Source organism: Vibrio sp. YT-17 (assembly GCF_033337375.1).
Lineage (GTDB): Bacteria > Pseudomonadota > Gammaproteobacteria > Enterobacterales > Vibrionaceae > Vibrio > Vibrio alginolyticus.
The window spans coordinates 92,114-117,849 of record NZ_JAWOQP010000007.1; the positions used below are offsets into that span (position 1 = coordinate 92,114).

At 44.2% G+C, this 25,736-nt stretch carries 23 protein-coding genes; 11 read left to right on the top strand and 12 right to left on the bottom strand.

The genetic code is table 11. The features are described from left to right. Positions 1–40 precede the first annotated feature (40 nt). The gene (locus tag R7F67_RS08960; RefSeq protein WP_033906977.1) at positions 41–1,786 is read left to right on the top strand and encodes a hypothetical protein; all 1,746 of its coding nucleotides are present in this window, start codon (positions 41–43) and stop codon (positions 1,784–1,786) included. A gap of 228 nt (positions 1,787–2,014) precedes the next feature. Here R7F67_RS08960 and R7F67_RS08965 read toward each other — a convergent pair whose 3' ends face one another. From R7F67_RS08965 to R7F67_RS08975, 3 genes are all read right to left on the bottom strand, one after another. Next, on the bottom strand, positions 2,015–3,058 hold the full coding sequence (locus tag R7F67_RS08965; RefSeq protein ID WP_258454209.1) for a polysaccharide lyase family 7 protein: 1,044 nt from the start codon (positions 3,056–3,058) through the stop codon (positions 2,015–2,017). A gap of 197 nt (positions 3,059–3,255) precedes the next feature. Next, entirely contained in the window at positions 3,256–4,545 is a 1,290-nt protein-coding gene (locus R7F67_RS08970) for an MATE family efflux transporter (protein ID WP_238970981.1), read from the bottom strand. A 189-nt stretch (positions 4,546–4,734) separates the two neighbouring features. Then, on the bottom strand, positions 4,735–5,451 hold the full coding sequence (locus R7F67_RS08975) for a FadR/GntR family transcriptional regulator (protein WP_213966281.1): 717 nt from the start codon (positions 5,449–5,451) through the stop codon (positions 4,735–4,737). Between the two features lie 560 nt (positions 5,452–6,011). On the opposite strand from R7F67_RS08975, the gene R7F67_RS08980 reads away from it, so the two are divergent. From R7F67_RS08980 to R7F67_RS08995, 4 genes are all read left to right on the top strand, one after another. Beyond that, positions 6,012–6,731: a FadR/GntR family transcriptional regulator gene (locus R7F67_RS08980; protein ID WP_258454206.1), complete on the top strand. Its 720-nt coding sequence runs from the start codon at positions 6,012–6,014 to the stop codon at positions 6,729–6,731. 141 nt (positions 6,732–6,872) lie between these two features. Beyond that, complete coding sequence (locus R7F67_RS08985; protein ID WP_017634232.1) at positions 6,873–8,735, top strand: putative nucleotidyltransferase substrate binding domain-containing protein; 1,863 nt, start codon at positions 6,873–6,875, stop codon at positions 8,733–8,735. Then, on the top strand, positions 8,735–9,451 hold the full coding sequence (locus R7F67_RS08990) for a 3'-5' exonuclease (RefSeq protein WP_258454204.1): 717 nt from the start codon (positions 8,735–8,737) through the stop codon (positions 9,449–9,451). Before R7F67_RS08985 ends, R7F67_RS08990 begins: the two co-directional genes overlap by 1 nt. A 686-nt stretch (positions 9,452–10,137) precedes the next feature. Continuing rightward, the gene (locus tag R7F67_RS08995; RefSeq protein ID WP_031781211.1) at positions 10,138–11,919 is read left to right on the top strand and encodes a sodium:solute symporter family transporter; all 1,782 of its coding nucleotides are present in this window, start codon (positions 10,138–10,140) and stop codon (positions 11,917–11,919) included. Positions 11,920–12,269: 350 nt separating this feature from the next. Here the strand turns inward: R7F67_RS08995 and R7F67_RS09000 are convergent, their stop codons facing one another. The 3 genes from R7F67_RS09000 to R7F67_RS09010 all read right to left on the bottom strand — a co-directional run bounded on the left by R7F67_RS09000 (position 12,270) and on the right by R7F67_RS09010 (position 14,134). Continuing rightward, complete coding sequence (locus R7F67_RS09000) at positions 12,270–12,896, bottom strand: hypothetical protein (RefSeq protein ID WP_053307764.1); 627 nt, start codon at positions 12,894–12,896, stop codon at positions 12,270–12,272. Between the two features lie 326 nt (positions 12,897–13,222). After that, entirely contained in the window at positions 13,223–13,543 is a 321-nt protein-coding gene (locus tag R7F67_RS09005; RefSeq protein ID WP_053307765.1) for a DOPA 4,5-dioxygenase family protein, read from the bottom strand. Between the two features lie 396 nt (positions 13,544–13,939). Beyond that, complete coding sequence (locus R7F67_RS09010) at positions 13,940–14,134, bottom strand: hypothetical protein (RefSeq protein ID WP_127891143.1); 195 nt, start codon at positions 14,132–14,134, stop codon at positions 13,940–13,942. A 65-nt stretch (positions 14,135–14,199) separates the two neighbouring features. Here R7F67_RS09010 and pdhA point away from each other — a divergent pair, with 65 nt between their 5' ends. The 3 genes from pdhA to R7F67_RS09025 are packed head-to-tail and all read left to right on the top strand — an operon-like array spanning position 14,200 to position 17,415. Further along, entirely contained in the window at positions 14,200–15,294 is a 1,095-nt protein-coding gene (gene pdhA / locus R7F67_RS09015) for a pyruvate dehydrogenase (acetyl-transferring) E1 component subunit alpha (protein ID WP_025998586.1), read from the top strand. Beyond that, a complete protein-coding gene (locus R7F67_RS09020; RefSeq protein WP_017634235.1) occupies positions 15,287–16,270 on the top strand; it encodes an alpha-ketoacid dehydrogenase subunit beta in 984 nt (327 codons plus the stop codon). The genes pdhA and R7F67_RS09020 overlap by 8 nt, the downstream gene beginning before the upstream one ends. Further along, a complete protein-coding gene (locus tag R7F67_RS09025) occupies positions 16,267–17,415 on the top strand; it encodes a dihydrolipoamide acetyltransferase family protein (RefSeq protein WP_318057156.1) in 1,149 nt (382 codons plus the stop codon). The genes R7F67_RS09020 and R7F67_RS09025 overlap by 4 nt, the downstream gene beginning before the upstream one ends. Positions 17,416–17,482: 67 nt before the next feature. Here the strand turns inward: R7F67_RS09025 and R7F67_RS09030 are convergent, their stop codons facing one another. After that, on the bottom strand, positions 17,483–18,448 hold the full coding sequence (locus R7F67_RS09030; RefSeq protein ID WP_005375829.1) for an electron transfer flavoprotein subunit alpha/FixB family protein: 966 nt from the start codon (positions 18,446–18,448) through the stop codon (positions 17,483–17,485). Between the two features lie 137 nt (positions 18,449–18,585). Between R7F67_RS09030 and R7F67_RS09035 the strand changes: the two genes are divergently transcribed. After that, complete coding sequence (locus tag R7F67_RS09035) at positions 18,586–20,247, top strand: electron transfer flavoprotein-ubiquinone oxidoreductase (RefSeq protein ID WP_206949041.1); 1,662 nt, start codon at positions 18,586–18,588, stop codon at positions 20,245–20,247. 59 nt (positions 20,248–20,306) lie between these two features. Here R7F67_RS09035 and R7F67_RS09040 read toward each other — a convergent pair whose 3' ends face one another. After that, on the bottom strand, positions 20,307–21,191 hold the full coding sequence (locus R7F67_RS09040) for a LysR family transcriptional regulator (protein WP_005388553.1): 885 nt from the start codon (positions 21,189–21,191) through the stop codon (positions 20,307–20,309). 117 nt (positions 21,192–21,308) lie between these two features. Between R7F67_RS09040 and R7F67_RS09045 the strand changes: the two genes are divergently transcribed. Further along, positions 21,309–21,980 (top strand): type 1 glutamine amidotransferase domain-containing protein, encoded by a 672-nt coding sequence (locus R7F67_RS09045; protein WP_005388562.1) that lies wholly within the window; start codon positions 21,309–21,311, stop codon positions 21,978–21,980. A gap of 84 nt (positions 21,981–22,064) precedes the next feature. On the opposite strand, the gene R7F67_RS09050 is transcribed toward R7F67_RS09045, so the two are convergent. Further along, positions 22,065–22,712: a glutathione S-transferase family protein gene (locus tag R7F67_RS09050; RefSeq protein ID WP_042521061.1), complete on the bottom strand. Its 648-nt coding sequence runs from the start codon at positions 22,710–22,712 to the stop codon at positions 22,065–22,067. 118 nt (positions 22,713–22,830) lie between these two features. Here R7F67_RS09050 and R7F67_RS09055 point away from each other — a divergent pair, with 118 nt between their 5' ends. Then, positions 22,831–23,661 (top strand): LysR family transcriptional regulator, encoded by an 831-nt coding sequence (locus tag R7F67_RS09055; protein WP_042521063.1) that lies wholly within the window; start codon positions 22,831–22,833, stop codon positions 23,659–23,661. Positions 23,662–23,670: 9 nt separating this feature from the next. Here R7F67_RS09055 and R7F67_RS09060 read toward each other — a convergent pair whose 3' ends face one another. The 3 genes from R7F67_RS09060 to artQ all read right to left on the bottom strand — a co-directional run bounded on the left by R7F67_RS09060 (position 23,671) and on the right by artQ (position 25,736). Further along, a complete protein-coding gene (locus R7F67_RS09060) occupies positions 23,671–24,243 on the bottom strand; it encodes a protocatechuate 3,4-dioxygenase (RefSeq protein ID WP_042521065.1) in 573 nt (190 codons plus the stop codon). Between the two features lie 138 nt (positions 24,244–24,381). Next, on the bottom strand, positions 24,382–25,050 hold the full coding sequence (gene artM / locus R7F67_RS09065; RefSeq protein WP_005388569.1) for an arginine ABC transporter permease ArtM: 669 nt from the start codon (positions 25,048–25,050) through the stop codon (positions 24,382–24,384). After that, positions 25,047–25,736, bottom strand: coding sequence for an arginine ABC transporter permease ArtQ (artQ, locus tag R7F67_RS09070; protein ID WP_042521067.1), 690 nt, complete (start codon positions 25,734–25,736; stop codon positions 25,047–25,049). The genes artM and artQ overlap by 4 nt, the downstream gene beginning before the upstream one ends.

Here is a 25,736-nt window from a genome sequence, read left to right on the forward strand (position 1 = left end):
ATATTACATAAATAAAAACACATAGAAGTGAGTACCTACCATGCAAGTAACAAAAATTGCAGCAGCAATTGCTATTTCCACAGGTTTGTTAACCGGATGTAACACTGATTTAAGGGATGCACCATCGGCTCCCCCACCAACAGAAACTGAGTCTGAGTTGAGCCAAGGTATGTGGGATATTTCAACACCAGCCACTGTGGCGAAATCCGATGATGAGCACGACCTGCCAAACGTCTATGTCTTTGAAGACGGTACGCAAAAGTATTATAACGATGATGATAACTTCGGTACTTACACAATCTACACTTCAACTTATACCGAAGATAAAGATACAGAGACGCTTACATTCAACCTTTATGACGAGAGCGATCTAGGTAACCCTACCGAGTTAACAGGGACTTATGAAGTTTCAAACGGCATGTTAACCATCTCAGGAACAAATGACGGAAACTTCACCGGTAACGATGAATCAGAAAACGATGCGGTGAAAGATGCAGTTGCAGCGGCAAATAATGACGCTGGCGATAACAACGTCGTACAAATTTTGGATACCAATAAAGGTGGAACAGAAGAAGACACCGGTGAGTTACGAATCAAGCTGTCTGATTCAACGAGTGTTTCAGAAATTTCAACAGGCCGACTAACTGTAGATCTAACTTACCAGCATCATGAAGAAACAGAACAGGAAGCCGACGGTTCTGGTGACAATGCTTACATCTCATTTTATGCAGCAAAAACCTCGAATTCCAACTTGCATGGCGAAGTGGCATTTGAAAACGGCAAAATCAAATACCGCGATGCAAGTGGAAACTTGACGGAAACAGGCGACACGTTTGAGTTAGGTGAAAACCTCGCGATAGAAGTCAGTTGGATAGAAAACTTCTTCTCTTTTTCGGTTAACGGTAAACAAATAGGTGAAATGTTACCTGTCGCTGATGGCACCGCTGTAACCTATGTATCACTGAGACTAGGTGATAATGGCAACACTACAAACTTTGAATTAAATGCAGACAACTTGAAGATTTACTCTAGTGATTCGGGCTCTGAAGTGTTGGTTCTAGAAGAGGATTTTGACAACTACATTCCAGGCTTAGACCTCGCGACAATTTACAACAGTGCATCAAGCGAAGCGGTTGTCATTTCAGACGGAAGTTCTAATCCTGATAAACCGTCAGAAGACGTGAGTGAAAACTTTGACTCATACCCAGTAGGAACAAATATCAGTTCAGCAAACTCTAGTTGGAAAGAATACAATACGGTTGCTGATGACTCCTCCACCTTGACGTCCGTGGCTGTAGTAAGTGATGACGTATCAAAGAGCGGCGCTAACTCTCTGCTAATATCCGACACAGATACGACCAACAAACCATACGTTACGCGCGAGTTTTCAAACGGAGCAACATCAAACGGTAGCGTGTCATTCGATGTTTACATTCCGTCAGACAACGAAAAAACTACATACATTAATGTTGGCTCAGGTAAAAACAACTCAGATCGTTACTACGAATTGAGAATTTCGGGCAGTGGTAAAGTTGAAGCCGAAGCAGGATCAGATGACGTAGAAATAGGCACTATTACGACTGACGCTTGGAACTCAATGTCCCTAGCTTGGGATGGTGATGAGATTAACGTTTCTATTAATGGAAAAACGGTTGATGCGCCAAGTCAGTCCGAAACAGGCTTAGACGCAACGAATACACCATCACAACTGACTATTTATGTAGGGGACACAAGTGGTGCTTCAACAAAAGCATATTTCGATAACATCGATTCAAAGCAACTCTAGTGTTATTTTGTAGCACTTGATACTAGGCCAGGCTTTCGAGCCTGGCTTTATTTTTTTACCTCTTCAGAAGAACAAAATTCAACACAATACTCTAAATTCAAGCCAGTCCCAGTGATTGCTTGCTCTATCTTGTTTCTTACCTTTTAAAGAATTCCACTGAAAACAATAGCCTCATCAAATCGATGAGGCTTAAGTAGAAATCGAGTAGCTCTTAGTTTTCTATTAGTTTCAATTTTGATTTAGCTTGAGCTTAGAAAATGTCACGCTGTTATAGTCACCGTTTTTCTTGTCGACTGTAAAATCACCGGTGCCCGCACATCCTGTACCCCACACAGGGTGAGACTCACTGACGCTACATTGACCATAAGCTCCTGCTTTAAAATAGAACATGTCTTCTGCGTAGCCATGCTCAAAGTCCTTACTATCAATCCCCTTACTGAGATCTATGGAATAAGTCACTGTCTCGTGGCGTTCTGTTTCAAACGTCAAGTTCATCATAGTTCCTTGAACTTCTATCTTGTAGCTGAACTCTTCACCAAGAGCGATACCTGCTTGGCCTGGTTCTTCAAGGTTATCCCAAGTATTTCCCCATACTGGATATGCAATATCAATACGATTTGGATCTTCCTTCGCTAGGTTACGCTCGTAGTTCCAAAATACAGAGCCCATTTTGTGTTCTGGGAATTTTTTATAGAAGATTTTAATGGGTTCATTTCCATGTCCATAACCTTTACCCTCTTTTATTTTTGCATCAATTTTTTTCGCGTGGATTTGACCGACAACAACAGAATGAGCAGGCCCTTTCTCTGGAAATTTGGCGTGTTCAGAAACATGGTTCACTTTCAAGGTCGCTTCCAACGTTCCACCTACACGACTGTGTTTAGCAGCCTGAGGGTGGCTCGATAAAGCCCAATGGTTTGCTAAATCATCGGTTTGAATAGAAAAGTCAGCGCCACGAGGCATTTCACGTAGTTCAGAGCGTGCATTCTTCGAGTTTTTTGTCGTTACCGCTTTATTCTGCACTTCAAACACCAAGTTGCCTTCTTCGTTCAAGAAGAAGAAATCTTTGTGTGAATAACTCAGCATCGCCACACCCTCGATTTCGTCCACTTTTCCGTCTTCATTGATATCGGAAGGAATAGTGATCTTCCAGTTTCGCATATCAAATTTATCGGCAGGGACTGGATAATCAACGCCATTATTTAAATCAGAAGCGATAGCAAGAGTTGGTAAGGTAACAGCCATTGCGGCTACGAGTAGATTGAGTTTCATGTTCAAACCTTATTATATGTAATATTGTCATACATATAATAAGGTTTGCAAAGGAATGATTCGAGGAAAGAAGTTATGATGTGCTCTATTGATCACAATTTATAAACTCGATAAACGCCAAAATGATAAGCTAGACATACTCCTCTTTAGTCCATAGCATCTACGAATATTTTCGACCTAATCCAATAGTCATAGGATCAATCGTACATTAGCTTGTCTGCCTTATTAATATCGAAACCTTTCAGAGACTTACGTGCTAAATGCCTAAATGGCCATGCCTTAACAATTTCTTCAAACGGCATGATTGCAAACACCCAAAACACTGAAAGGTCCAAGTATAAAATCATCAAAGCACATAACGGTATTGAGATTACCCACTGACCGGTAAAGTTAATCTTAAACACCTCCGTTGTTTTACCTAACGCTCTCAAAATATGACCATGAACGGTGTTATAGCCACGTACTATCGGTAGCAGTATGTAAAGTGGAGCAATCGCGGATAACGCTTTGTAAGTACTCGGGTCTAAGTCGGGATACAAATCAGGAAGAACGAAACTAAGTGCAAAAAAGAAAAATGCTGAAACGAACGAGATCATCACGGCCATATCAATACTAATATCGACATTGTTACGCAGCTCATCCATTTTTCTTGAGCCAATTGCTTGGCTAATCGTGATTGCCGATGAATGCGCCCAAGCAGTAATGAACTGAGTACCCACTTTGATCCAAGGCATCACGATAGTCATAGCGACATAAGCATTTAAGGTCAGTTGCGAGTACAGCAACATGTATATCGTTGCGCCAGTTTGTAACATTGTGACGTTCGCCGCGACGGGGAAAATCTCTTTAAAATGCTTATGTATATTGCTTTTCAATGACGCATCAAGCTTCTTAATAGACAAGATGATAGAATCATCAAGCTTAATACACATGGTCAAATATAACAGCCGAATACTAATAGCAACCAAACTACCCGCCGCGGCGCCTTGAACGCCAATACCTTCAAAATTAGTCAGGCCGTGAATCAGAACATAAGACATCGCCACGTTGACTGGCAATTCAATCAAATAGCCTTTAAATGGAACTTTGGTCCGTCCAAGCGCATTGAACACCGCAATCATAACCTGAGTAATGGCATTGAATATGACGATGAACTTAGCAATTGCAAGGTAGCATTTTGTCTCAGCATAGAGATCAACGTTATCCGTCAACTTACTGATTAACGCTTCATCAAAGACAGTAATCAACAGCCAGAATAAGGATGCGACTAGAACGTTGATAACTAAAGCTGCCCAGAAACCTTTATTTAACGATAGATAATGACCAGAGCCTACGGCACGGCTAAGTACCAATTGAGACCCATTTGCTAGAGCCATTTGGATACCTAAAACAAAAGAAACTATTGTTGTAGCAATCCCCATAGCAGCAAGTGAAACTTCACCTAATGGCGTAACAAGCAGCGTATCAATCATAAGCATTGATTGCATCAACAAAGCATTAAGAGCAAGCGGCCAAGCAAGAGATAAGTTTTTCTTTATATATGGTTGGGAAAACATTAGTAAACCTTTGTAATGAGGTTAAACGTTTAAACTAAAGAGCTCTGTCGTTAGGCAAAGTTCATGACAAAAAGAAACGACAGAAAACTCTTTTTAGTCAATAAAAATGTACGCAAGCTCTTATCTATTCACGGCGTCGGAAAGCCTCTGATTCTCATCATTTAACAGCGTTTGAGAGGCTAAACGAGCTTGAAATGAGTTTCCGACCATAATTGCATCATAAATTGCACGGTGCTCATTAAGGCAGAACCTCCCTCCTTCAACTGACTTGTCAATAAACACCTTAAATATGGTCGAAAGTATATTGCTGAAGGGAACGTAGAATTGATTATCGGTACAAAGGAATATCGTTTGATGAAACAAATGATCGTTAGCAATCCACTCATCATAATCGTGACATCGTGCTGCCATCGTCATTCTTTGAAATACAATTGACAACAGCTTTCTTTGCTCAGCATTGGCATTTTGGGCTGCCAGCGCACACGCCTCTGGTTCTATGGCTTTACGCAATCCTAAAAACTGAGATAGAAACGGCTTAGTATCTTCTAAATCTTGGATCCACTCTAAGAGTTGAGGATCAAGAAAGTGCCAATAGTTTCTTGGTAGTACCGTAGTTCCAACTTTTGGTTTAGAGATAATTAAGCCTTTAGCAGACAGCAACTTCGTCGACTCTCGTAGTGCTGTCCGACTAACACCAAACAACTTACACAGTTCTATTTCACTCGGGAGCTTCTCATTTTGACTTAATTCTCCTGACAATATTTTGCGAGAAATCTGTCTTGCTACTTGTACATGTATCTTGTGATTTGAATTCCCGAGAAGTGAAAACTCTGCCATCTATATTCCTCATTGCCAGCAGCCTAAACGACTTGTTTAGCTAATAATTAGAAAAGGCCAAATGAAACACGCTTTGAAGGCGGAGACTTTCTGTGTAAATGTAAAGCACTGTTATTTAGCGTCTAAAATCTAACGATCTTATGAATATGATTTTTACTCGCGAGGTATATTGGCCAAACTCAATATTGAATGGTCGAGTAGTAACATCATGCACACCGATCTTTAGTATATAATAATACAATATCACTTTATTTAACAAGAAACCTGACCTTCTATTCAAATTGTGTGCTGTGTATTGAAAATCAGTGAGTACAATAAGTAGGCGCGACTAGAGTTAACTAACATATTGAGCTAACAAATAAATAAGGAATGATGTAAGAATCGGTGGCCTCATCTGTTATACGCTAAGTATCATAATCATGAAGGCTTCATAAAGCAGTCGGAGATTCAAAATGGATTTGTGAAGACAACTGTTATTACGTAAACATCTTCTTGGTGAGCTACACTTTGGATGATATAGTCCAAGCTTAAATAATACAATTTTAACGATAAGTGATTTTATGTCTGGTGAATTTCATTCTATCTCCGGTTCCAAGCGCAGCTTACATGTACAAGTAGCTCGCGAAATTGCTCGTAGCATTTTGTCAGGCAAGATCCCTCAAGGGTCCATTCTTCCAGGAGAAATGTCCCTGTGTGAACAGTTTGGTATCAGTCGCACAGCTTTGCGTGAAGCCGTAAAACTTTTAACATCAAAAGGTTTACTCGAGTCACGTCCAAAAGTTGGTACTCGAGTCATCAACCGAGCGTACTGGAACTTTTTAGACCCACAATTAATTGAATGGATGGACGGTCTAACAGAGATAGATCAGTTCTGTCATCAATTTTTGGGGTTACGACGCGCGATAGAGCCTGAAGCTTGTGCACTCGCAGCGAAAAATGCCACTGCGGAACAGCGAATTCAGCTATCAGAAGTATTCCAAGATATGTTGGAAGTCGCTAAAGCAGACGAACTGGACAAAGCGCGCTGGATGGATGTAGATATTCGTTTCCATAGCATTATTTTTAACTCAACCGGAAACGACTTTTTCTTACCGTTTGGGCATGTTCTGACTACAATGTTCATTAACTTTATTGCTCACTCATCTGAGGAAGGCAATACGTGCATCGAAGAACATCGTGAGATTTATGAAGCAATAATGGCAGGCAATGCTGAAAAAGCACGTCAAGCTTCGGCTAACCACTTGTTGGAGTCAAAACATCGCTTACCCGAAGCCAGTTAAGCTTGGGCTTGGGCGATCTAATAACTAGGCAAAAGCACGCATCTCGCGTGCTTTTTTAATTTCGTTTCCTCCAATTCTTTATGGCACACCATCAATATTTTGATATATAGTAATACAAATGTATTTTGAGAATGTTGTGTTATGACCGACTCGCTACTGCCAAATATCATACAGTTTATCAGCCAGATTGATCCGTTTGACAAGGTACCTAAAGGTGCACTTCGCGAGCTTGCTTCATCTGTTAAGATCACTTATTTAAGCAAGGGGGATGTTGTTGATCAGTATTCTTCTAAGAACGAAAAGTCACTTTATATTATTAGAACTGGCTCTATCGAACAGCGTAAATCTGATGGCATATTGAGAGCTAAACTTGGTCCGGAAGATTTGTTTGGCTTCACTTTTCTTGGTAACGAAGTCGAAAGCGGAAAAGAATACAAAGCAATTGCAATCGAAAATTCATTAGTTTATGTAATTCCAAATGCTGCGCTGAAAAAGTTGTGCACTTCTCATCCTGAATGTGCTGAACATTTTGCATCACAAGCTCAGGTACGGCTAAAGTCAGCATTAGATGTCGTGTGGTCTAACAAAGAAAAAGGGTTGTTTATTCGGCGTGTAGAGGAAGTTGCTAGTGGTCGAGTTGCAATTGTAACCGCTGAGCAATCCATTCAGTCAGTCGCCAACGAGATGATCGATAAGTGCTCTCCCTGCGCTGTCGTTTATCGTGATAATAAAATAGTTGGACTGATTACCGACCGAGATATGACAAAGCGAGTCATCGCCAAAGGATTAAGCATCTCAACACCAGTCGTCGAAGTCATGTCGCCTGATCCTAAAACAATTCATCCTGACGATTTAGTTCTGCACGCAGCCTCCATTATGATGCAGCACAACATAAGAAATTTACCCCTAGTCAGAGACAATAACGTCGTTGGCGTTTTGACAACAACGCACTTGGTTCAAAACCATCGAGTCCAAGCAATATTTTTAATTGAAAAGATCAAATATGCTGGCAGTGTCAAAGCGTTGTCTAGTTTTACGTCTGAGCGCCAAGCTATTTTTGAAGCATTAGTCGAAGGACGGGTTTCACCAGAAATCATTGGTAAAGTGATGACCATGATTATGGATGCGTACACTCGTAGGTTAATACAAATAGCCATTGATAAGTTGGGAACACCTCCCTGTGACTTCTCTTGGATTGTGGCAGGCTCTCATGCTCGCCAAGAAGTACATATGCTGTCAGATCAAGATAGCGCCATCGTATTAGATGATTCGGCAACAGATAACGACCGTATCTACTTCAAACATTTAGCAATGATAGTAAGTAATGGCCTGAATAAATGTAACTATCCATTGTGTCCAGGGAAGTTTATGGCAGCGACCCCTAAATGGTGCCAGCCTCTCTCTGTTTGGAAAAAGTACTATAAGAAATGGGTGGCAAATCCTGAATACGAGCGCCTCCTCAATATCAGTGTCTTTTTAGAAATCCGAACCGTTTATGGAAACAAAGACTTTGAACAGATACTTCGCGATGAGCTTCACTCTAACATCAACGCTAATAGAGAATTCCTTACGATGTTAGTTAACGATGCGGTGAAAACAAACCCACCGCTAGGAATATTCAATAGCCTAGTATTACAAAAATCGGGAGAGAACAAGAAAACGCTCGACGTAAAAAAATACGCGATTAATCTAATCATTGATCTTGCAAGGATTTATGGTCTTGCAGTTGAATGTGACCTCACTGCAACTGATGAGCGTTTTAAAGCAGCTAACGAAAAAGGGCTGCTCAGCCATGACGCGTACAAAAATATAATAAACGCATATCAATTCATCTTGTCGTTTCGATTTGCCCATCAATTAGAAGCACTAAAAAGTGGAGATGAGCCAAATAACCACATTGACCCCAATACGTTCGGTAGTTTTGAACGTCAACATTTAAAAGACGCGTTCCGCATCATTGCAGATCTACAAGAAGTCGCCAAACTCCGTTTTGGGAGCCGATAATGAAGCGCTTACTTGAGTACTTTCATCCATTGACACGAAAAAATCGTCAGAGACAAAAGCACTATAAAAAGAAGCACATCCCTCTTTATCTTAAAAAGCTGCTACGCTCGCCAAATCTGGACGTAAATCAACGAGCTTTTGACACTGAGTTCATCGTTCTTGATCTTGAAACAACTGGCTTAGACAGTGAGGAAGAAGTCATTCTTTCCATGGGCTGGGTAGAGATTCGACAAGGCCATATTGACTTAGCAACAAGCCAACACCTTTATGTACATAGCGACTCAAAAATTAAGCCCGAAACCATAGTTGTTAACCATATTACCCAACAAATGCTGACTGATGGAATCTCTATTCATGAAGCAATGCGGACATTCTTTAAAGCAGCAGAAAACAAAGTTATTGTTGCGCACGGATGTATAGTCGAAACTAGCTTTATTAATCAATATTTACAGCGAGTTTTCAACATAAAGGAGTTGCCGCTCATTTGGATAGACACCTTGCGAATAGAAAAAAGGTTACAAAGAGCTATCAATGCTTCCGATGAATCAGATGTGACTCTAGCAGCGACAAGGGAACGTTACGGGTTACCCGCTTACAACGGCCATAATGCACTTGCAGATGCAATTGCAGCTGCAGAGTTACTATTAGTTCAACAAACCCGTATCGCACCTCAGACAAAAGCGACAGTCGGGACCCTTTACCGGCTTAGCCTGTAATCACCCAGATCACAGACCTATTTGCTAAACATGTTCTCTGTCACAATTTGGTATCATCAGCATTTACCTTAATTAATAATACAATATTATTAATGAAGGTGACGTTAGCAAAATGCAGCGAATAGCCATTGTCACTTGCCAACATCAGAGCGAGTGTAAACTGATTAGTTGCTCCATATCATAACTACATTTTAGAGAGCTTAGCATTGCATGTGCGCAATGATTGTCGAAGATCTAGCAGCGTTACATAAACAACCGAATTCAGGTGATGTCCCCTCGAACGTCATCTGCAGTGGTTAGTAATCATGTAAAGCCGCTGTTGCGAACTTCAGCCGACAGCTCGCGGTACTAGTACCGTTTGGCCCATGCAGTACAGGCTTGCATGGGCTTTTTTTTAACAATCCTACATCAATCGATGTTAAATCCCTCTGGCAGATATGCATAAATCCGCGTCCATTCTTATTAGAGGACTTAAGATTCTTTATAAGTATATTCATAGAACCCATACCTAAACTCGACACTTTTAGCAGCTTCAGAGAAAAGCAATATCTGACACCGATCACTTGTATGATTAATTAAAGGGTTTATTACGCCTTACTGGTCACGGTTTTGAGTTATTGTACTACAAATAAGAGGAGCGAACGTTACTATTACTTAGGACAATAAACTACTTCAAAGGTCTAAAGATGGAACTCAATACTCTCATTGTGGGCATCTATTTTCTATTCTTAATCGCAATAGGTTGGATGTTCAGAACTTTTACTAGTACTACAAGCGACTACTTCCGAGGTGGCGGCAACATGCTTTGGTGGATGGTTGGAGCAACGGCGTTTATGACTCAATTCTCTGCTTGGACATTTACTGGCGCCGCTGGTAAAGCCTACAATGACGGTTTTGCTGTCGCTATTATTTTCCTTGCAAACGCGTTTGGTTACTTCATGAACTTCGCTTACTTTGCACCGAAATTTCGTCAGTTACGCGTCGTAACTGTCATAGAAGCCATTCGTATGCGTTTTGGTACAACAAACGAACAAGTATTTACTTGGTCTTCGATGCCAAACAGTGTTGTCTCTGCAGGTGTATGGCTTAACGCCCTCGCTATTATAGCTTCAGGTATTTTTGGTTTTGATATGACAGCAACCATCTGGATTACCGGTTTAGTTGTACTTGCGATGTCGGTAACTGGCGGCTCTTGGGCGGTTATCGCCTCCGATTTCATGCAAATGGTCATCATCATGGCGGTAACGATCACATGTGCAGCCGTTGCTATTGTTCAAGGTGGTGGAGTTACTGAAATTATCTCTAACTTCCCAGTCGCAGAAAGTGGCAGCTTTGTTGCAGGTAACAACCTGAACTACTTAAGCATCTTTAGTATTTGGGCGTTCTTTATCTTCGTTAAGCAGTTCTCTATTACAAACAATATGTTGAACTCTTACCGTTACCTAGCTGCAAAAGACTCTAAAAATGCAAAAAAAGCAGCTTTGCTAGCATGTGTATTGATGTTGGGTGGAGTTTTCATTTGGTTCATGCCTTCTTGGTATATTGCAGGCCAAGGTGTTGATTTAGCGGCAGCTTATCCAGATGCTGGTAACAAAGCAGGCGACTTCGCGTACCTATACTTCGTTCAAGAATACATGCCAGCAGGTATGGTTGGACTTCTGGTCGCTGCAATGTTTGCTGCTACGATGTCCTCTATGGACTCTGGTCTTAACCGCAATTCAGGTATTTTCGTAAAGAACTTTTATGAACCGATCGTTCGTAAAGGCCAAGCATCAGAGAAAGAGCTAGTCGCAGTTTCTAAAGCAACATCGGCGGTATTTGGCGTTGCAATTATTCTAATCGCGCAGTTTATAAACTCTCTAAAAGGTCTGAGTCTATTCGACACTATGATGTACGTTGGTGCGCTCATCGGGTTCCCAATGACAATTCCAGCGTTTTTAGGCTTCTTTATCAAGAAAACTCCAGACTGGGCCGGTTGGGGAACTCTAGTCGTGGGTGGCATCGTTTCCTACCTTGTTGGGTTTGTTATCACAGCTGATATGGTGTCATCGGCGTTTGGCCTTGAGGAGTTGACTAGCCGAGAATGGTCTGATGTGAAAGTAGCAATAGGTCTAATCGGACACATGACGCTAACTGGTGGCTTCTTCATGTTGTCGACTCTATTCTACAAGCCTCTAACTGACAAACGCCAAGCAGATGTCGATAAGTTCTTTGAAAACCTATCAACGCCTCTTGTAGCGGAATCAGTGGCACAGAGAAAACTCGATAACAAGCAACGTCAAATGCTGGGTAAACTTATCGCGGTCGCAGGTATAGGTGTCATGTTTATGGCTCTGCTACCTAACCCAGTATGGGGGCGCTTAGTGTTTATTCTATGTGGTGCCATCGTCGGAGGTGTTGGTCTACTACTTGTAAAAGCTGTGGATTCAAGCGCTGAACAAGCCTCTGAACCTGTGACAGAAAGTTAAATCTCTTATTCTAATAAACGCGGCTATTCTTTGGCCGCGTTTTTTAATTCTAAGTTCCCAGTACGAACACTTCACCCTTTTACGAAGACATATCATCTTGTCTAGGGTTATCGAATTGCAGCTTTATTTTGTCATTCGATAAGGCTAAACCAGAACGTGATAATCTGATCGAGTTAAAAGTGCAGCCTACCTTGCTTAAGTAAACGCCCCAAAGCCATCCAAATATCTGATGAAGTAAAGATCTCGGCTCGTATACTTTGTTACCGCTTCGTGATTTAGACTCGCTAGTCCTTTACATCACCACCTAGTCTACAAGCCAAACTATTCCCGCTGAACAAACCATCTCGGGATTACTTAGGTACACTATTTTCTCTTTTTGCAGATGGCACAACAACCGCTACCAATAAAGCTAACAACAGGAACACGGGGCTAAGCATTAATCCATGCCAGATTGAATACCCATCATGGAACAGCCAGAATATACCAAGCGTCAGTAGGTACGAAAAGTAGCTGCAAAACACCAAGCTAATCGCGACAAAGCGCTTTTGATTAATAATAAGAATCCGCACTAGATACTGGCTAAGAATACCAGAGCAGCGCATGGCAAGTTGCCAATTAATGATAAAGAAAGCAAGCGCAATAAACCCAGCTACGACCAGTGCATCATGCGTGCTTAAAATGAAGTAGCTACCAAATCGGCTTATGATGACCGGATAATCGCCTTCGTATATCGTTGACCAAGATATTGCGTTCGCTGCTGCTACGTAATTGGCAAAATAAGCAATGGCGTAGAAAGTCGTTTGAGAACTGAACGGCTGAAATACGTCTGTACAAAACCCTCGCCATTCTTCTTTGTTGGCGGTAGGCCCAACCCAGTCACGTTTTTTTTGAGCGGTACGCCCGGCAAACGCAGGCTCGTTGCGAAACAACAGCCAAAATATATAGAGTGCAAGTATAACCAAGAGTATCGAAAACATACCCTTCCCCCTCAGAAATTATCGGCGCCACTGCCAATGGCGTTGGGGTCGTAAACTGCACTTCCCTGCTATACCTATTTGATTTATCAAAGACTTAATATTTTATTACCACCAAAATTCATTTAATGGCATGCTAAACAGCGATATTTTCACGCTTTGTGCGTGAAGTTCGAAAGCCTACTTTTAGGTTTAGCACAAAAATAGCTACAGCAAAGCGTAAGATAGGGATTCCGCACCCATCAATGAAGATGAGGCGTTAAGCAGAAGCTGCGACCGCAATGAGAAGAGAAGGATTCAAAGCGGTCATGCATGGGCGAGAGGAGCAACTATTTCTCTAACTTTTCTTCAAATACACCAATCTCTCTGCCCAACCAAATCGCGCGTTCTGTGTGATCGAGCAACTCTTCTTCGCTTACTGGGTGAATAAGCACAGAAAAATCGCCTCGAATCGTATCAAGCCACGCCAAGAACTCTTCACTCAATGATTCTAGGTGAATTTCAAACATCGGCATCTTGTGTGGGCCAACTAACCTTCCAACTAATGGAAACACACGCAGCACATCTTGACGCTCTTGACGGATGATATCGTTCAAGGCTTGCGCTTTATCTTGTTCTCTTAGGGGAAAATAAACATGAGCGTGGTACATAACTTCTCCATAATCACTTCCGCTTGAGCACCACCTACTTTGGATAAGCTCAAGGACTGCCGAGGGTATACATTTGTAATGCCGTCACCCTACCTTGATTCCACTCAGTTGGGAAGAAGTTATGCATTCTCATAAGGTCGAGGCTTCGAGCACAACAAAAATTTGCAATTCATCATATAGCAACTGTTTGAGTTGATTCATTAATAATGACTCACTTTGTCAAATTTTACAGCCAAATTTTGTTGCAAATATGTTTCATTAACCAGTAATTAAATTCGAGTTTAAAAATACCACCAACAAAATAGCAGCATATTACTCTGCAAAATCAGGGTGTAAGCAAAACTTTACTACTGAGCGAAAGTCAAAATGAAGCATAATTTAACAATTTGTTTACACTTATTGTATCTGGCTATACCACGATTTAGTTAGAGGGTTAGATACAGAAAAGCCTTTCTCTGTATCTTGCGGTGAAATAGTCGCAGCGATGTTATCGACAAATAGTTTAAGGGACGAACAGATGCCTACCGCTATCGAAAGCACACGCAACCTTAGGTATGGCCTTTGCGCTGATATCAGAGTTTGAGTACCCATACAAACTCTGGTTTTGTATGAACAGCTGCAGTCCAAAAGACCCGCAGCGTCAAAAGGAGCTTGAGATGAACGTTCAGGCATTACCCATGCATCGGTTTATCGACCATCGTGGGGACCTAGTCGGCCAACTACCCAACTGGGCTGACACTGAAACATTGGTCGGGTTTTACCGAGATATGGTATTAACTCGCACTTACGACAACAAAGCAGTTGCCTTGCAACGCACCGGTAAGCTAGGGACCTATCCCTCACACTTAGGCGCGGAAGCCATAGGCATTGCGGTCGGCAGAGCACTTAAAGCCGATGATGTGTTTGTTCCTTACTACCGCGATATGCCTGCGATGTGGTGTCGTGGCATTGGCATGGAAAAGAACCTTCAATACTGGGGTGGCGATGAGCGCGGGAGTGATTTTGCTCCTGAAGGCAGTCCGGTTCCTAGCCGAGACCTTCCCTACTGTGTACCCATAGCGACGCAATGTACGCATGCTGTCGGGGTGGCTTCCGCGCTAAAAATTCAAGGTAACCATGAAGCTGCGCTAGTGATGTGCGGCGATGGTGGTACATCCAAAGGGGACTTTCTTGAGTCAATAAACTGCGCAGGTACTTGGAATATTCCACTTGTTTTCGTCGTAAACAATAACCAGTGGGCAATTTCAGTTCCGCGTAGTCTCCAATGTGCCGCCGATTTCTTATCAGAAAAAGCGCAAGGTGCAGGTATACCGGGTATTACTGTCGATGGTAACGATGTCGTCGCCGTTTATGATGCAACTAAAACCGCCCTTGAGAGAGCAAGAAAAGGGAAAGGTGCAACACTCATCGAAGCGGTGAGTTACCGACTGAGTGACCACACTACGGCCGATGATGCGACTCGTTATCGTAAAGAAGATGATGTTCAAACTGCATGGCAATACGAACCTATCGCACGTCTTAAAACGTACCTCCTTAATCAAGGCGCTTGGAGCGACGAACAAGAACAGCAATGGCTAGATTACTGTAAAGAGCAAGTAGAGTTAGCTGTTGAACGCTATCTGAGCTTACCGCCACAAGCACCAGAAACCGGTTTCGATTATTTGTATGAATCGCTACCTCAAGAACTTCATGCACAAAGAGATGAGCTCATCAACAAGGCAATGAGAATGCAGGGAGGCAGACATGGCTGAGCTAACGTTGGTTGAAGCAGTAAACCTTGCCCTGCACCACGAAATGCAACAAGACCCCAATGTTGTCGTATTAGGTGAAGACGTGGGCGATAATGGTGGTGTATTTCGTGCCACTGTTGGACTCAAGCAAGAGTTTGGTCTTAAACGAGTCATCGATACGCCACTCGCTGAAGCCTTAATCGGCGGGGTTGCGGTCGGTATGGCAACGCAAGGATTACGACCTGTCGCCGAATTTCAATTTCAAGGTTTCGTTTTTCCTGCGATGGAGCACTTAATGTGCCACGCGGCTCGAATGCGTAACAGAACTCGCGGTCGGCTCACTTGTCCCGCGGTTTTTCGTGCGCCATTTGGCGGCGGTATCCACGCTCCGGAGCACCACTCAGAAAGCGTGGAAGCGCTATTTGCTCACACTGCTGGATTTAAAGTGGTGATTCCTTCTTCTCCACAACGCGCATACGGCTTACTTCTCGCTGCAATTAGAAGCAATGATCCCGTCATGTTCTTCGAACCGAAGCGCATATATCGCACCGTTAAATCTGAAGTCGTTGATAACGGCGAAGCACTCCCACTCGACACCTGCTTCACCTTGCGTAAGGGGCGAGATATCACGCTCGTTACTTGGGGCGCATGCGTCGTAGAGTCACTTCAGGCCGCACAAACCTTGTCTAGTCAGGGAATTGAAGTCGAGGTGATTGATTTGGCGAGTATTAAGCCAATTGATACCGCGACGATTTTCAGCTCACTAGAAAAAACTGGACGTTTACTCGTTGTTCATGAAGCGAGTAAAACTTGTGGTGTGGGCTCTGAGCTATTAGCTCGAACCGCTGAACATGCCATGTGCTTACTTAAAGCCCCACCTAAACGAGTAACTGGAATGGACACCATTATGCCTTATTACCGTAACGAAGATTATTTCATGGTTCAGGAAGAAGACATTGTGACCGCGGCGCGCGAACTCGTGGAGGATTGGAAATGAAGACGTTTAATTTACCCGATCTCGGTGAAGGTCTCGCTGAGTCAGAAATTGTCAAATGGCACGTTAATGTCGGAGACATGGTTAAATTAGATCAAGTGATCTTAACCGTAGAGACAGCAAAAGCGACGGTAGACGTCCCTGCCCCCTACTCGGGCCGTGTGGTCAGCCGTCATGGTGAGGAAGGTGAAATCGTCAATATTGGTGCATTACTGCTAGAGATTGATGAAACAGGTGCCGGGAGAGAAGTAACGGCAGAGAAAAAAGTCACTGCTGACGCCGCAACCGTCGTCGGTAGCGTTTCTCACCAAGCGCATCATGTTAACGTTGATGATTTCTGGATTGGTGGCAACCACAACACGACAGAAAGTAACCTCGTTACCGCCCTGCCTTCGGCTCGCTTGTTGGCACAAAAACTTGGGGTAGATCTTAACCTCGTGTCAGGTAGTGGCCCGAACGGACTTATCGTTGATGCCGATATTTACGACGAAGCCGGAAAACAGCGTCCAGGCACCGAAGTTTTGAAAGGTGCTCGACGTACCATGGTATCGTCTATGACCGAATCGCACGAACATGTTGCTGCCGTAACTATTACGGAAGAAGCGTTGTTGGAAGATTGGCTGCCAAACGAAGATATCAGTATCCGCCTTGTTCAAGCGATTGTTCATGCGTGTCAAGAAGAGCCTGCTTTAAACGCTTGGTTTGATGCCGAAACCATGACACGCTGTGTACACACAACGGTCAATGTAGGAATTGCAGTAGATAGCCGTCATGGATTGTACGTACCAGTCTTGCGCCACGCAGATGAATACGAGCCACAAGATGTTCGTCGTTGGCTCGATCAAACCGTTGAAGGGATCAGAGAGAGAAAAATCGGTCGTGAGCAATTGCAGCACGCGACGATTACGCTTTCCAACTTCGGCGCGATTGCCGGTATTTACGCAACACCTGTCGTCACACCGCCACAAGTCGCTATTGTAGGCGCGGGCCGAATACTCGACCGAGTTGTGATAAGAAATGGTCAAGCAATTTCGGTGAAAGCAATGCCGCTATCCGTAACGTTTGATCATCGCGCTTGTACTGGTGGTGAAGCTGCAAGGTTTACGAAAGTACTTGCAGAGCACCTGCAACGTCCGAGCGAAAAGTAACTTATAAAAATCAAATGATAAAGGCTTCCAGTCCGGAAGCCTTTTGTTTTAGGAAGCAAGACTATATCTACAGCTTCTCTAACAGCTCAGGCATTACCACAAACAAATCGCCGACCAATCCATAATCAGCAATGTCAAAAATAGGCGCATCCGGATCGCTATTAATTGCAACAATCACCTTGGAATCTTTCATTCCCGCCAAATGCTGGATCGCGCCAGAAATTCCGACGGCAATGTATAACTCCGGTGCAACAATTTTGCCGGTTTGCCCAACTTGATGGTCATTAGACACATAGCCCGCATCGACCGCCGCTCGTGACGCCCCTACCGCTCCACCTAGCTTGTCAGCCAATTGTTCTACTAAAACAAACTTCTCTTTACTCCCGAATGCACGACCACCCGACACTACTACTCTAGCCGCTGGCAATTCTGGTCGCTCACTTTCTGGCGTTTGTTGCGAAACAAACTCACTAAGTTTATTGATAATCACCGTGTCGACTTGAGTAAGCTTAGGGACAACTGGCGTGTCAGATAGCTCTGCGGCATCAAAAGCCGTACTTCTTATGGTCATCACTTTATAGGGATCATTCGACGTGACTCTCGCCAATGCATTTCCAGCATAAATTGGACGAATCACCGTATCGATAGACTCGATTGTCATCACGTCAGAAAGTTGACCAACATTAAGCAACGCCGCCACACGAGGCATCACATTCTTACCAAATGTACTGGCAGGAGAAAGAATGTGTGAGTAGTTTTTGGCTACTTGTGAGATCAAAGGTGCGATATTTTCCGCTAATCCATGTTCATATCCCTTCGCATCAACCCAGATAATTTCTGCAACACCTTGAACACAATTCAACTCATCCAAAACTGATTGGCACTGATAACCAATAAGCAACACAGAAACAGGAAGCGATTTATCATCATCCTTAATCTCAAATGCCGCTTTAATTGCACACAGCGTCCCTACAGCCAACGATTGGTTGTCATGCTCTGCGAGCACAAGTGTTGCTAATGGTCGGTCTTCCATGGTCATGCCTCATATAACACGTCAGATCCATTACTTGAGCTTAGTCCACTTCACGTTAACGTCAACTGAGCTATAGTTTTCTGTATAGAAACCAAAGCCTGTCACGCAGATGACGATAATAGAAAGGAAGCATAAAGATGGAACGAGAATGCATGGAGTTTGATGTCGTGATCGTGGGGGCCGGACCTGCAGGCTTAAGCGCCGCTTGTCGGCTAGCTCAACTCAACCAAGACAGTGAAGGTGACGCACTTTCAATTTGCGTTGTAGAAAAAGGCTCAGAAGTGGGCGCACATATTTTATCTGGCGCTGTTTTTGAAACTAGTGCCTTAGATGAGCTTTTCCCCAATTGGAAAGAAATGGACGCCCCGCTAGCAGCCTCAGTTCAACGAGATGATTTCCTTTATCTTACTACTGAACAAAACCATATTCGCGTTCCCCACTTCCTTACACCGCGTCCAATGATAAATGGCGAGAATAATTACGTAATTAGCCTTGCCAACCTTTGCCGTTGGCTCGCTAACCAAGCAGAAAATCTTGGGGTGGAAGTTTTTCCGGGCTTTGCCGCTGCAAGCATCAATTATGATCAGACTGGCGCCGTGACAAGCATTAACACGAGCGATATGGGACTAGATAAGAACGGCCAGGCCAAACCTAACTTTGAACCAGGTATCGAGCTAAGGGCAAAATACACCCTTTTTGCTGAAGGTTGTCGCGGACATCTGGGTAAAGAACTTATTCAAAGGTTCGACCTAGACGCAGGAAAGCAACCACAGCACTACGCGCTTGGCCTAAAAGAGATATGGGAGTTACCCACTGACAGTAAGGATGTATCTGGCAGTGTTATCCACTCCGCTGGCTGGCCCTTGAGTGAAACAAATACCACAGGCGGCGGTTTTCTCTATCACATGGAGAACAACCAAATCGCCGTCGGGCTTATTGTCGACTTGAATTACAGCAATCCTTACTTGAGTCCGTTTGACGAATTTCAACGCTTTAAGCACCATCCTGCTATTGAAACACATTTGAAAGGTGCTCAGCGCATCGCTTACGGCGCAAGAGCCATTGCGAAAGGTGGGCTTTCCTCTCTGCCGAGACAGCAATTCCCTGGCGGTTTATTGATTGGTTGTGATGCGGGGACTTTGAACGTCGCAAAAATTAAAGGCAGCCACACAGCAATGAAATCCGGAATCATTGCAGCAGAAGCGGTACATACGGCCCGACAAACTGGAGCTTCTGAGCCAGACTACCAGTCGTTGTTTGAATCATCATGGTTGTATGACGAACTCGCCGAAACGCGTAACTTTGGCGCGAACATTCATAAGTTGGGCAGCATACTTGGCGGTGCTCTTTCGACTTTTGAACACAACCTGTGGCAACCACTGGTTAAGAAGCCGTTACCTTGGTCTATCAAGGACTATTCGCACGATCATGAGCAGTTAAAACCTAAACAAGAGTGCCACCCAATTGCATACCCAAAACCAGATGGTGAAATCAGTTTTGATAAGCCTTCGTCGGTATTTTTGTCGGGAACACAGCACGAAGAGAATCAACCTTGTCACCTTGTTCTGACTTACCCTCACATTCCAATTGATGTGAATTTAGGTATGTATGACGAACCGAGTCAGCGCTATTGCCCCGCTGGGGTTTACGAAGTGGTGGAAGTGGACAATAAGTTGAAGTTTCAGATAAATGCCGCCAACTGCGTGCATTGCAAAACCTGTGACATCAAAGATCCTTCGCAAAACATCACGTGGAAAGCACCAGAAGGTGGCGGTGGACCGAGCTATCAAAACATGTAGATACGTTAGTATGTTGACGATCTAACAAATGGATAAACAAACCGATTGGCAGAGCCTCATTACTCCTGCCAATCGGCAAAATGATCAAGCAAGAAGTCGATAGCCAATCGCGCTCGTAGTGGTAGAAAGTGACGATTCTGATAAACAATCCAGCTGCTGTTGCCACTTCCCCAATAGGGCTCTAGGATTGGCACCAAACGACCAGACGAAATAGCATCGTTGAAACTGCTCTTCGGTAAGTACGCCACACCTAATCCTTCTGCACAGGCTTGCAAGACCGTGTGTGCGTTATTGCTCTTCCATCTGCCCTGCACTTTTACGCCATCTAAAGGCTTGCCATCTTTTTCAAACAACCAAACGTCTTTGTTGGCAATAATGCAGCTATGACGCTTGAGTTGCTCGGGGTGCGTTGGCAAACCATGTTCATCGAGATAACGCTGACTGGCTGCCGCTGCCATGGGACGATCCACCAGCTTTCTCGCAACCAAGCCTGAATCACTCAACCTACCGTAACGAATGGCAAAATCGAAACCATCTTCAATAAAGTTGACCATGCTGGTGTTGAAGTTGATTTCTACCGTGAGATTAGGATGTTGCTTGGCAAACGCCATCAAGGCAGGCGCTACATGGTTTTCAGAAAACGCACCAGCGGCACTCACACGTAACGTACCACTCAATTGAGTTTGCTGCGTGGTGAGTTGCTCATTGGCTTGCTGAAGCCCAATCACCAACTCTTTACACTGTTGATAATACGCTTGCCCCGCTTCCGTTAGACTCACCATTCTTGTCGAACGTGCTAACAAAGCGACACCTAATCGCTCTTCTAGTCTTGTGACTTGGCGACTGACGTGACTGGTACTGCAACCTAACTGTTTTGCCGCTGCAGAAAACCCTAAGCTCTCAGCAACCGTAACAAACTCATTGATGCCTTCAAAACTGTCCATACTTACCTTTGCTATATAGCAATAATGTTTTGCCAATTAATCGTATTATCACTTATTTGATTAGCAATTAGTATGAAGGTGTTCAACAAATACACGTAAGCCAAAAAGGAAACCATCATGAAGAAAGTACTCATCATTGTGACGAACCATGCGACCCTAGGTGAAACTGACCAAGCAAACGGAACTTACGCGCCAGAGCTCACTCATGCCCTTAGCGAACTGCTGGGTGCAGGCTTCGATTACGACATTGCCTCTATCAAAGGCGGGCAAGCACCACTGTACGGAACCGACATCGAAGGCGACGCAGTGAACGAGAAAATTTTGGCGGATGATGATTTCCAGAACCGCATCAACAACACGATTCCAGTGTCACAAATCAACGGTGACAACTACGATGCGATCTTCTATCCGGGTGGTTTTGGTCTTCTTTCAGACCTAGCGAGCAACGAAGATTTTGCCAAGATTTCCGCAAAACACTATGAAGATGGCGGTATTGTGGCAGCAGTTTGTCATGGTCCGGGCGCTCTTCTTCCTATCACGCTTAGCAATGGCGAAAAGCTGCTTGCGTCTAAATCAGTAACAGGTTTCACTCGCGAAGAAGAGATCGACTTCGGCACCATCAACGATATCCCATTCCTATTGGAAGAATCTCTTGCACGCAGCGCAGCGCGCTACTCTAAAGTGCAACCATGGCAAGAGTTTGTAATTGTGGATGATCGTGTCATCACAGGTCAAAACCCAACGAGCGCACACGGCGTAGGCAGAGCGATTGTTGAACACCTAGCTTAAACGCACCGGAAACTACAACTATCCTAGAAGAGGAAAGCGTGCTTTGTCATGCTTTCCCTTGCTACAGGCGATCGCAAGATGCGCTTATACTTCTTCCCCTGCCTCGTCCTCTTCTACGATATCCGTTTCTTGGCTCGCCTCTTCCAACCATTGCTGTAAAGATTCACTTGCTAGCACCTTCTGTTGGTAAGCTTTGGCACCTTCGGATAACTCGATACCGTAAGTTTGGAAACGCAATACCACAGGTGCATACATAGCATCCGCTATCGACCATTCTCCAAATAGCCAACCGTTTGGATGCAGTTCTGCTTGCTCTGCCCAAATAGCGTCAATGCGAGCAATATCTTTACGTGCTCCCTCCGTTAGATCGACTTTTCTGCGTGCGCGGATGTTCATTGGGAGTTCGCTTCTTAAGTTAAAGAAACCCGAATGCATTTCTGATGCGATGGCGCGTGCTTTAGCCCGTTCCGCAGACTTACTTGGCCATGCTTTGCCTTGTAAGTATTGCTCGTTAACGTATTCCAAAATAGCTAATGAATCCCACACGGTTGCGTCATCATCCACTAAGGTAGGGACTTTCACGGTTGGTGTAATACCTTCCAAGGTCTTATAAAAATCTTCCGTGAATAATTTGAGCTTGGTGACTTCGACATCCAGTTTGAATTGAGAAAAGATCAGCCATGCGCGCAGTGACCAGCTTGAGTAGTTTTGGTTAGCAATAAACAGTTTCATGACGCCTCCATGCGGTTTGTGTTTTGAGTACCCATTCACAATATCTGATTGTATTTAAGGGGACTAACGGATAGTTTTGATGGAACACTTCAACAAAAACGATGGATGAGTTTTAGATATGGATATCGATGCGTTACGCAGCTTTCTGGCTTTTGTCGAAACGGGAAGTTTCACTCGTGCAGCCAAGCAGATCAATCGCACCCAATCCGCATTCAGTGCGCAAATGCGTAAGCTAGAAGACGAACTCAGCGTCAGTTTGTTTGAAAAAGAAGGTCGCAATCTTGTCTTAAGTGAAGCGGGATTAGCACTACGCTCTCACGCAGAGCAATTGGTTAGCTTGCACAATCAAGCACTGAAACAAGTGAGGCGCTATGAAAACAAGCGCCCTCTTCGCTTAGGTTGCCCAGAGGATTACAACGACAATATCTTGCCTAAAGTCATCCGCGTATTACAGCAATCTGAGCCCACATGTTCAATTCAAGTCTTCAGTGAGCCAAGCATCACCTTGAGAGAGAAACTAGATGAAGGAAAGCTAGACGCCGCTATTGTGACAAGAGCACCGGATAGTGAAGAAGGTTATTGGCTAGCGAGCGACAAAGGCGTGTGGATTGCTCATCCTGATTTTGACATTGAGAACGCCCAACCTCTCCCTCTCGCCCTATTCCAAACCGACTGTAAATACCATGCGGCAGCAGTAGACGGATTAACCAAACGTGGCACTCCTTATCAACTACTGGCATGTTGCAATACGGCTTCTGCACAACGAGCAATTGTACGTTCAGGCATGGCTATCGGTGCGATGGGCAGTATTAGCGTTAGCGAGGATCTTAAGATCTTAGACGATATGCCATCGCTACCTTCCGTGGATATCGTTTTGGTCACGGGCGTCGAGCCTCATCCGATACTGGATAAAGAATGCTTGGCGCAATTGGTTGAGTTAATGGCTTAACCGGATTAGCTAGCCAATCACAAAGTTAAATTGGCCAGTTAATCGCCCGTCGGTTCGTATGGTTTCAAACTGTAGATAATCTCGGGCTTTGCCACCCCACCATTCATCACCAGTATTGCCTTTTAAGTACAACTGAGTGGTCAGAAGCTCTTGGTTATCCCGCCACAACTTAACGTGAATGTGCGGTGGACGAGAGGCATAAGGCACGGGGTACAAAGTCTGGAATAAGTAGCGACCATCCGATTGAGTTTCTACCGCGCCAAAACCTGCAAAGTGAGCATCAAACTTATCATTATTTGGCTGCTTAGGATGATCGTAAATCCCCTGCCCATCGCATTGCCAGATTTCTACTTTGATACCCGAGACAGGGTTTCCCGATGTATCTACGACTTTACCTTGCAACACGATAGCTTCACCGACCAAACCTTCTGTTTGCAGAATCAAGTTTTGACGAAGAGGAATGTTCACTACTGGATAAAATGGCCCTTCAGTTTGTGCTGGCGTTGGCCGCATTGGTGTTTTCGCTTTTAAAGAGGGTACGAACAACAATGTCCACAGCGCTAAAAAGTGTCTTCTTTCCATGGTGCCACCAATGCAATTACGTTGAATTAAGTTTGGTGGAACTTGAGGGATTTGCCATAACGAATATAAAAAATGCCCCTGCAAGAGAGTCATTTGCAGAGGCACTGTGAAACTAAGTGATGAGTGTTGATTGAAGGTTTATGCGGCTTCGAACGCCAATGCTTTCTTCTCTACCTGACGGAAAATGAGAGTCAGCACACCATTTACCGTTAAATAAAATGCGCCTGCAATACCAAATACCGTCAACGTGTCGTAGGTTTGTGCGTTAATGCGTTGCGCGTAGCCCATCAGATCCATGATCGTAATCGTGCTTGCTAGTGACGTACCTTTGAAGACCAAAATCACTTCGTTCGAGTAAGCCGGAACCGCACGACGAATAGCGTATGGCAGCAGCACTTTTAGTGTTGCGGTTTTGTTCATACCTAATGCACGACACGCTTGCCATTGACCAGAAGGAATCGCGTTAAACGCTCCTTTGAACAACTGAGTGCTGTATGCAGCGGTATTGAGTGCTAGCGCTAACATCGCACAGAACCAAGGTTGGCTTAACCATGTCCAGAATACACTTTCTCTTACGGCATCAAACTGACCCGGACCGTAGTACACCAAGAAGATCTGTACCAGCAAAGGCGTACCTGTGAACAAGGTGATGATGCCACGACTTACCCAATGCAAACCCGGAGTACGTAGGATCAGAGTCAGCGTCATCATCAGAGCTAAAAGACAGCCCACAACCAAGGAAGCGGCGGTCAATTGGAGGCTAGTGCCTAAGCCATCCAGCATTTGCCAAACGTGTTGTTCGTTCATGCGGTCGCCTCCTGTCCCATGCTCATGCCTTGAATTGAGAACTTCTTATCAATCAGTTTGACGGCACGTTGTGTAATCAAAGTAATGCCTAGGTAAATCACCGCAGCGGTTGCGTACCATGTAAACGCTTCATGCGTCGCTGCAGATGTTAGCTGCGCTTGTTTCAACAAATCCGTCACGCCGATCAGTGATACAAGCGCGGTGTCTTTCAGCAGAACTAACCATTGGTTAGTTAAACCTGGTAGTGCGTGTCTTACTGCTTGTGGTAAAACAATGCGAACGAAAGCGTGTGCTTGACTGATGCCGAGTGCACTTGCTGCTTCTCTCTGCCCTCTTCCAACGGCTTTTAATGCGCCACGTAGAGTTTGAGAAGCGTAGGAAGCGAAGATCAATGACAACGCCACCACGCCAGACAAGAACGGGCTAACTTCAATAAAGTCGCCGGTGATTAAAAACAGAACCTGTGTCGAACCAAAATAGATGAACAACACGACAAGGATTTCTGGCAAGCCACGTACAATCGTCACAAACGCCGTCATTGGCCATTTAACGAAAACGCGGCGAGACATTTCACCACTGGCGAATACCACTGCCAGAATCAAACCGACTAAGAGGCTTGTGAAGGCTAGCTGGACAGTCATCCAACTAGCTTGAACAAGCGATAAAGAGTAACCCGTTAGTGCCAT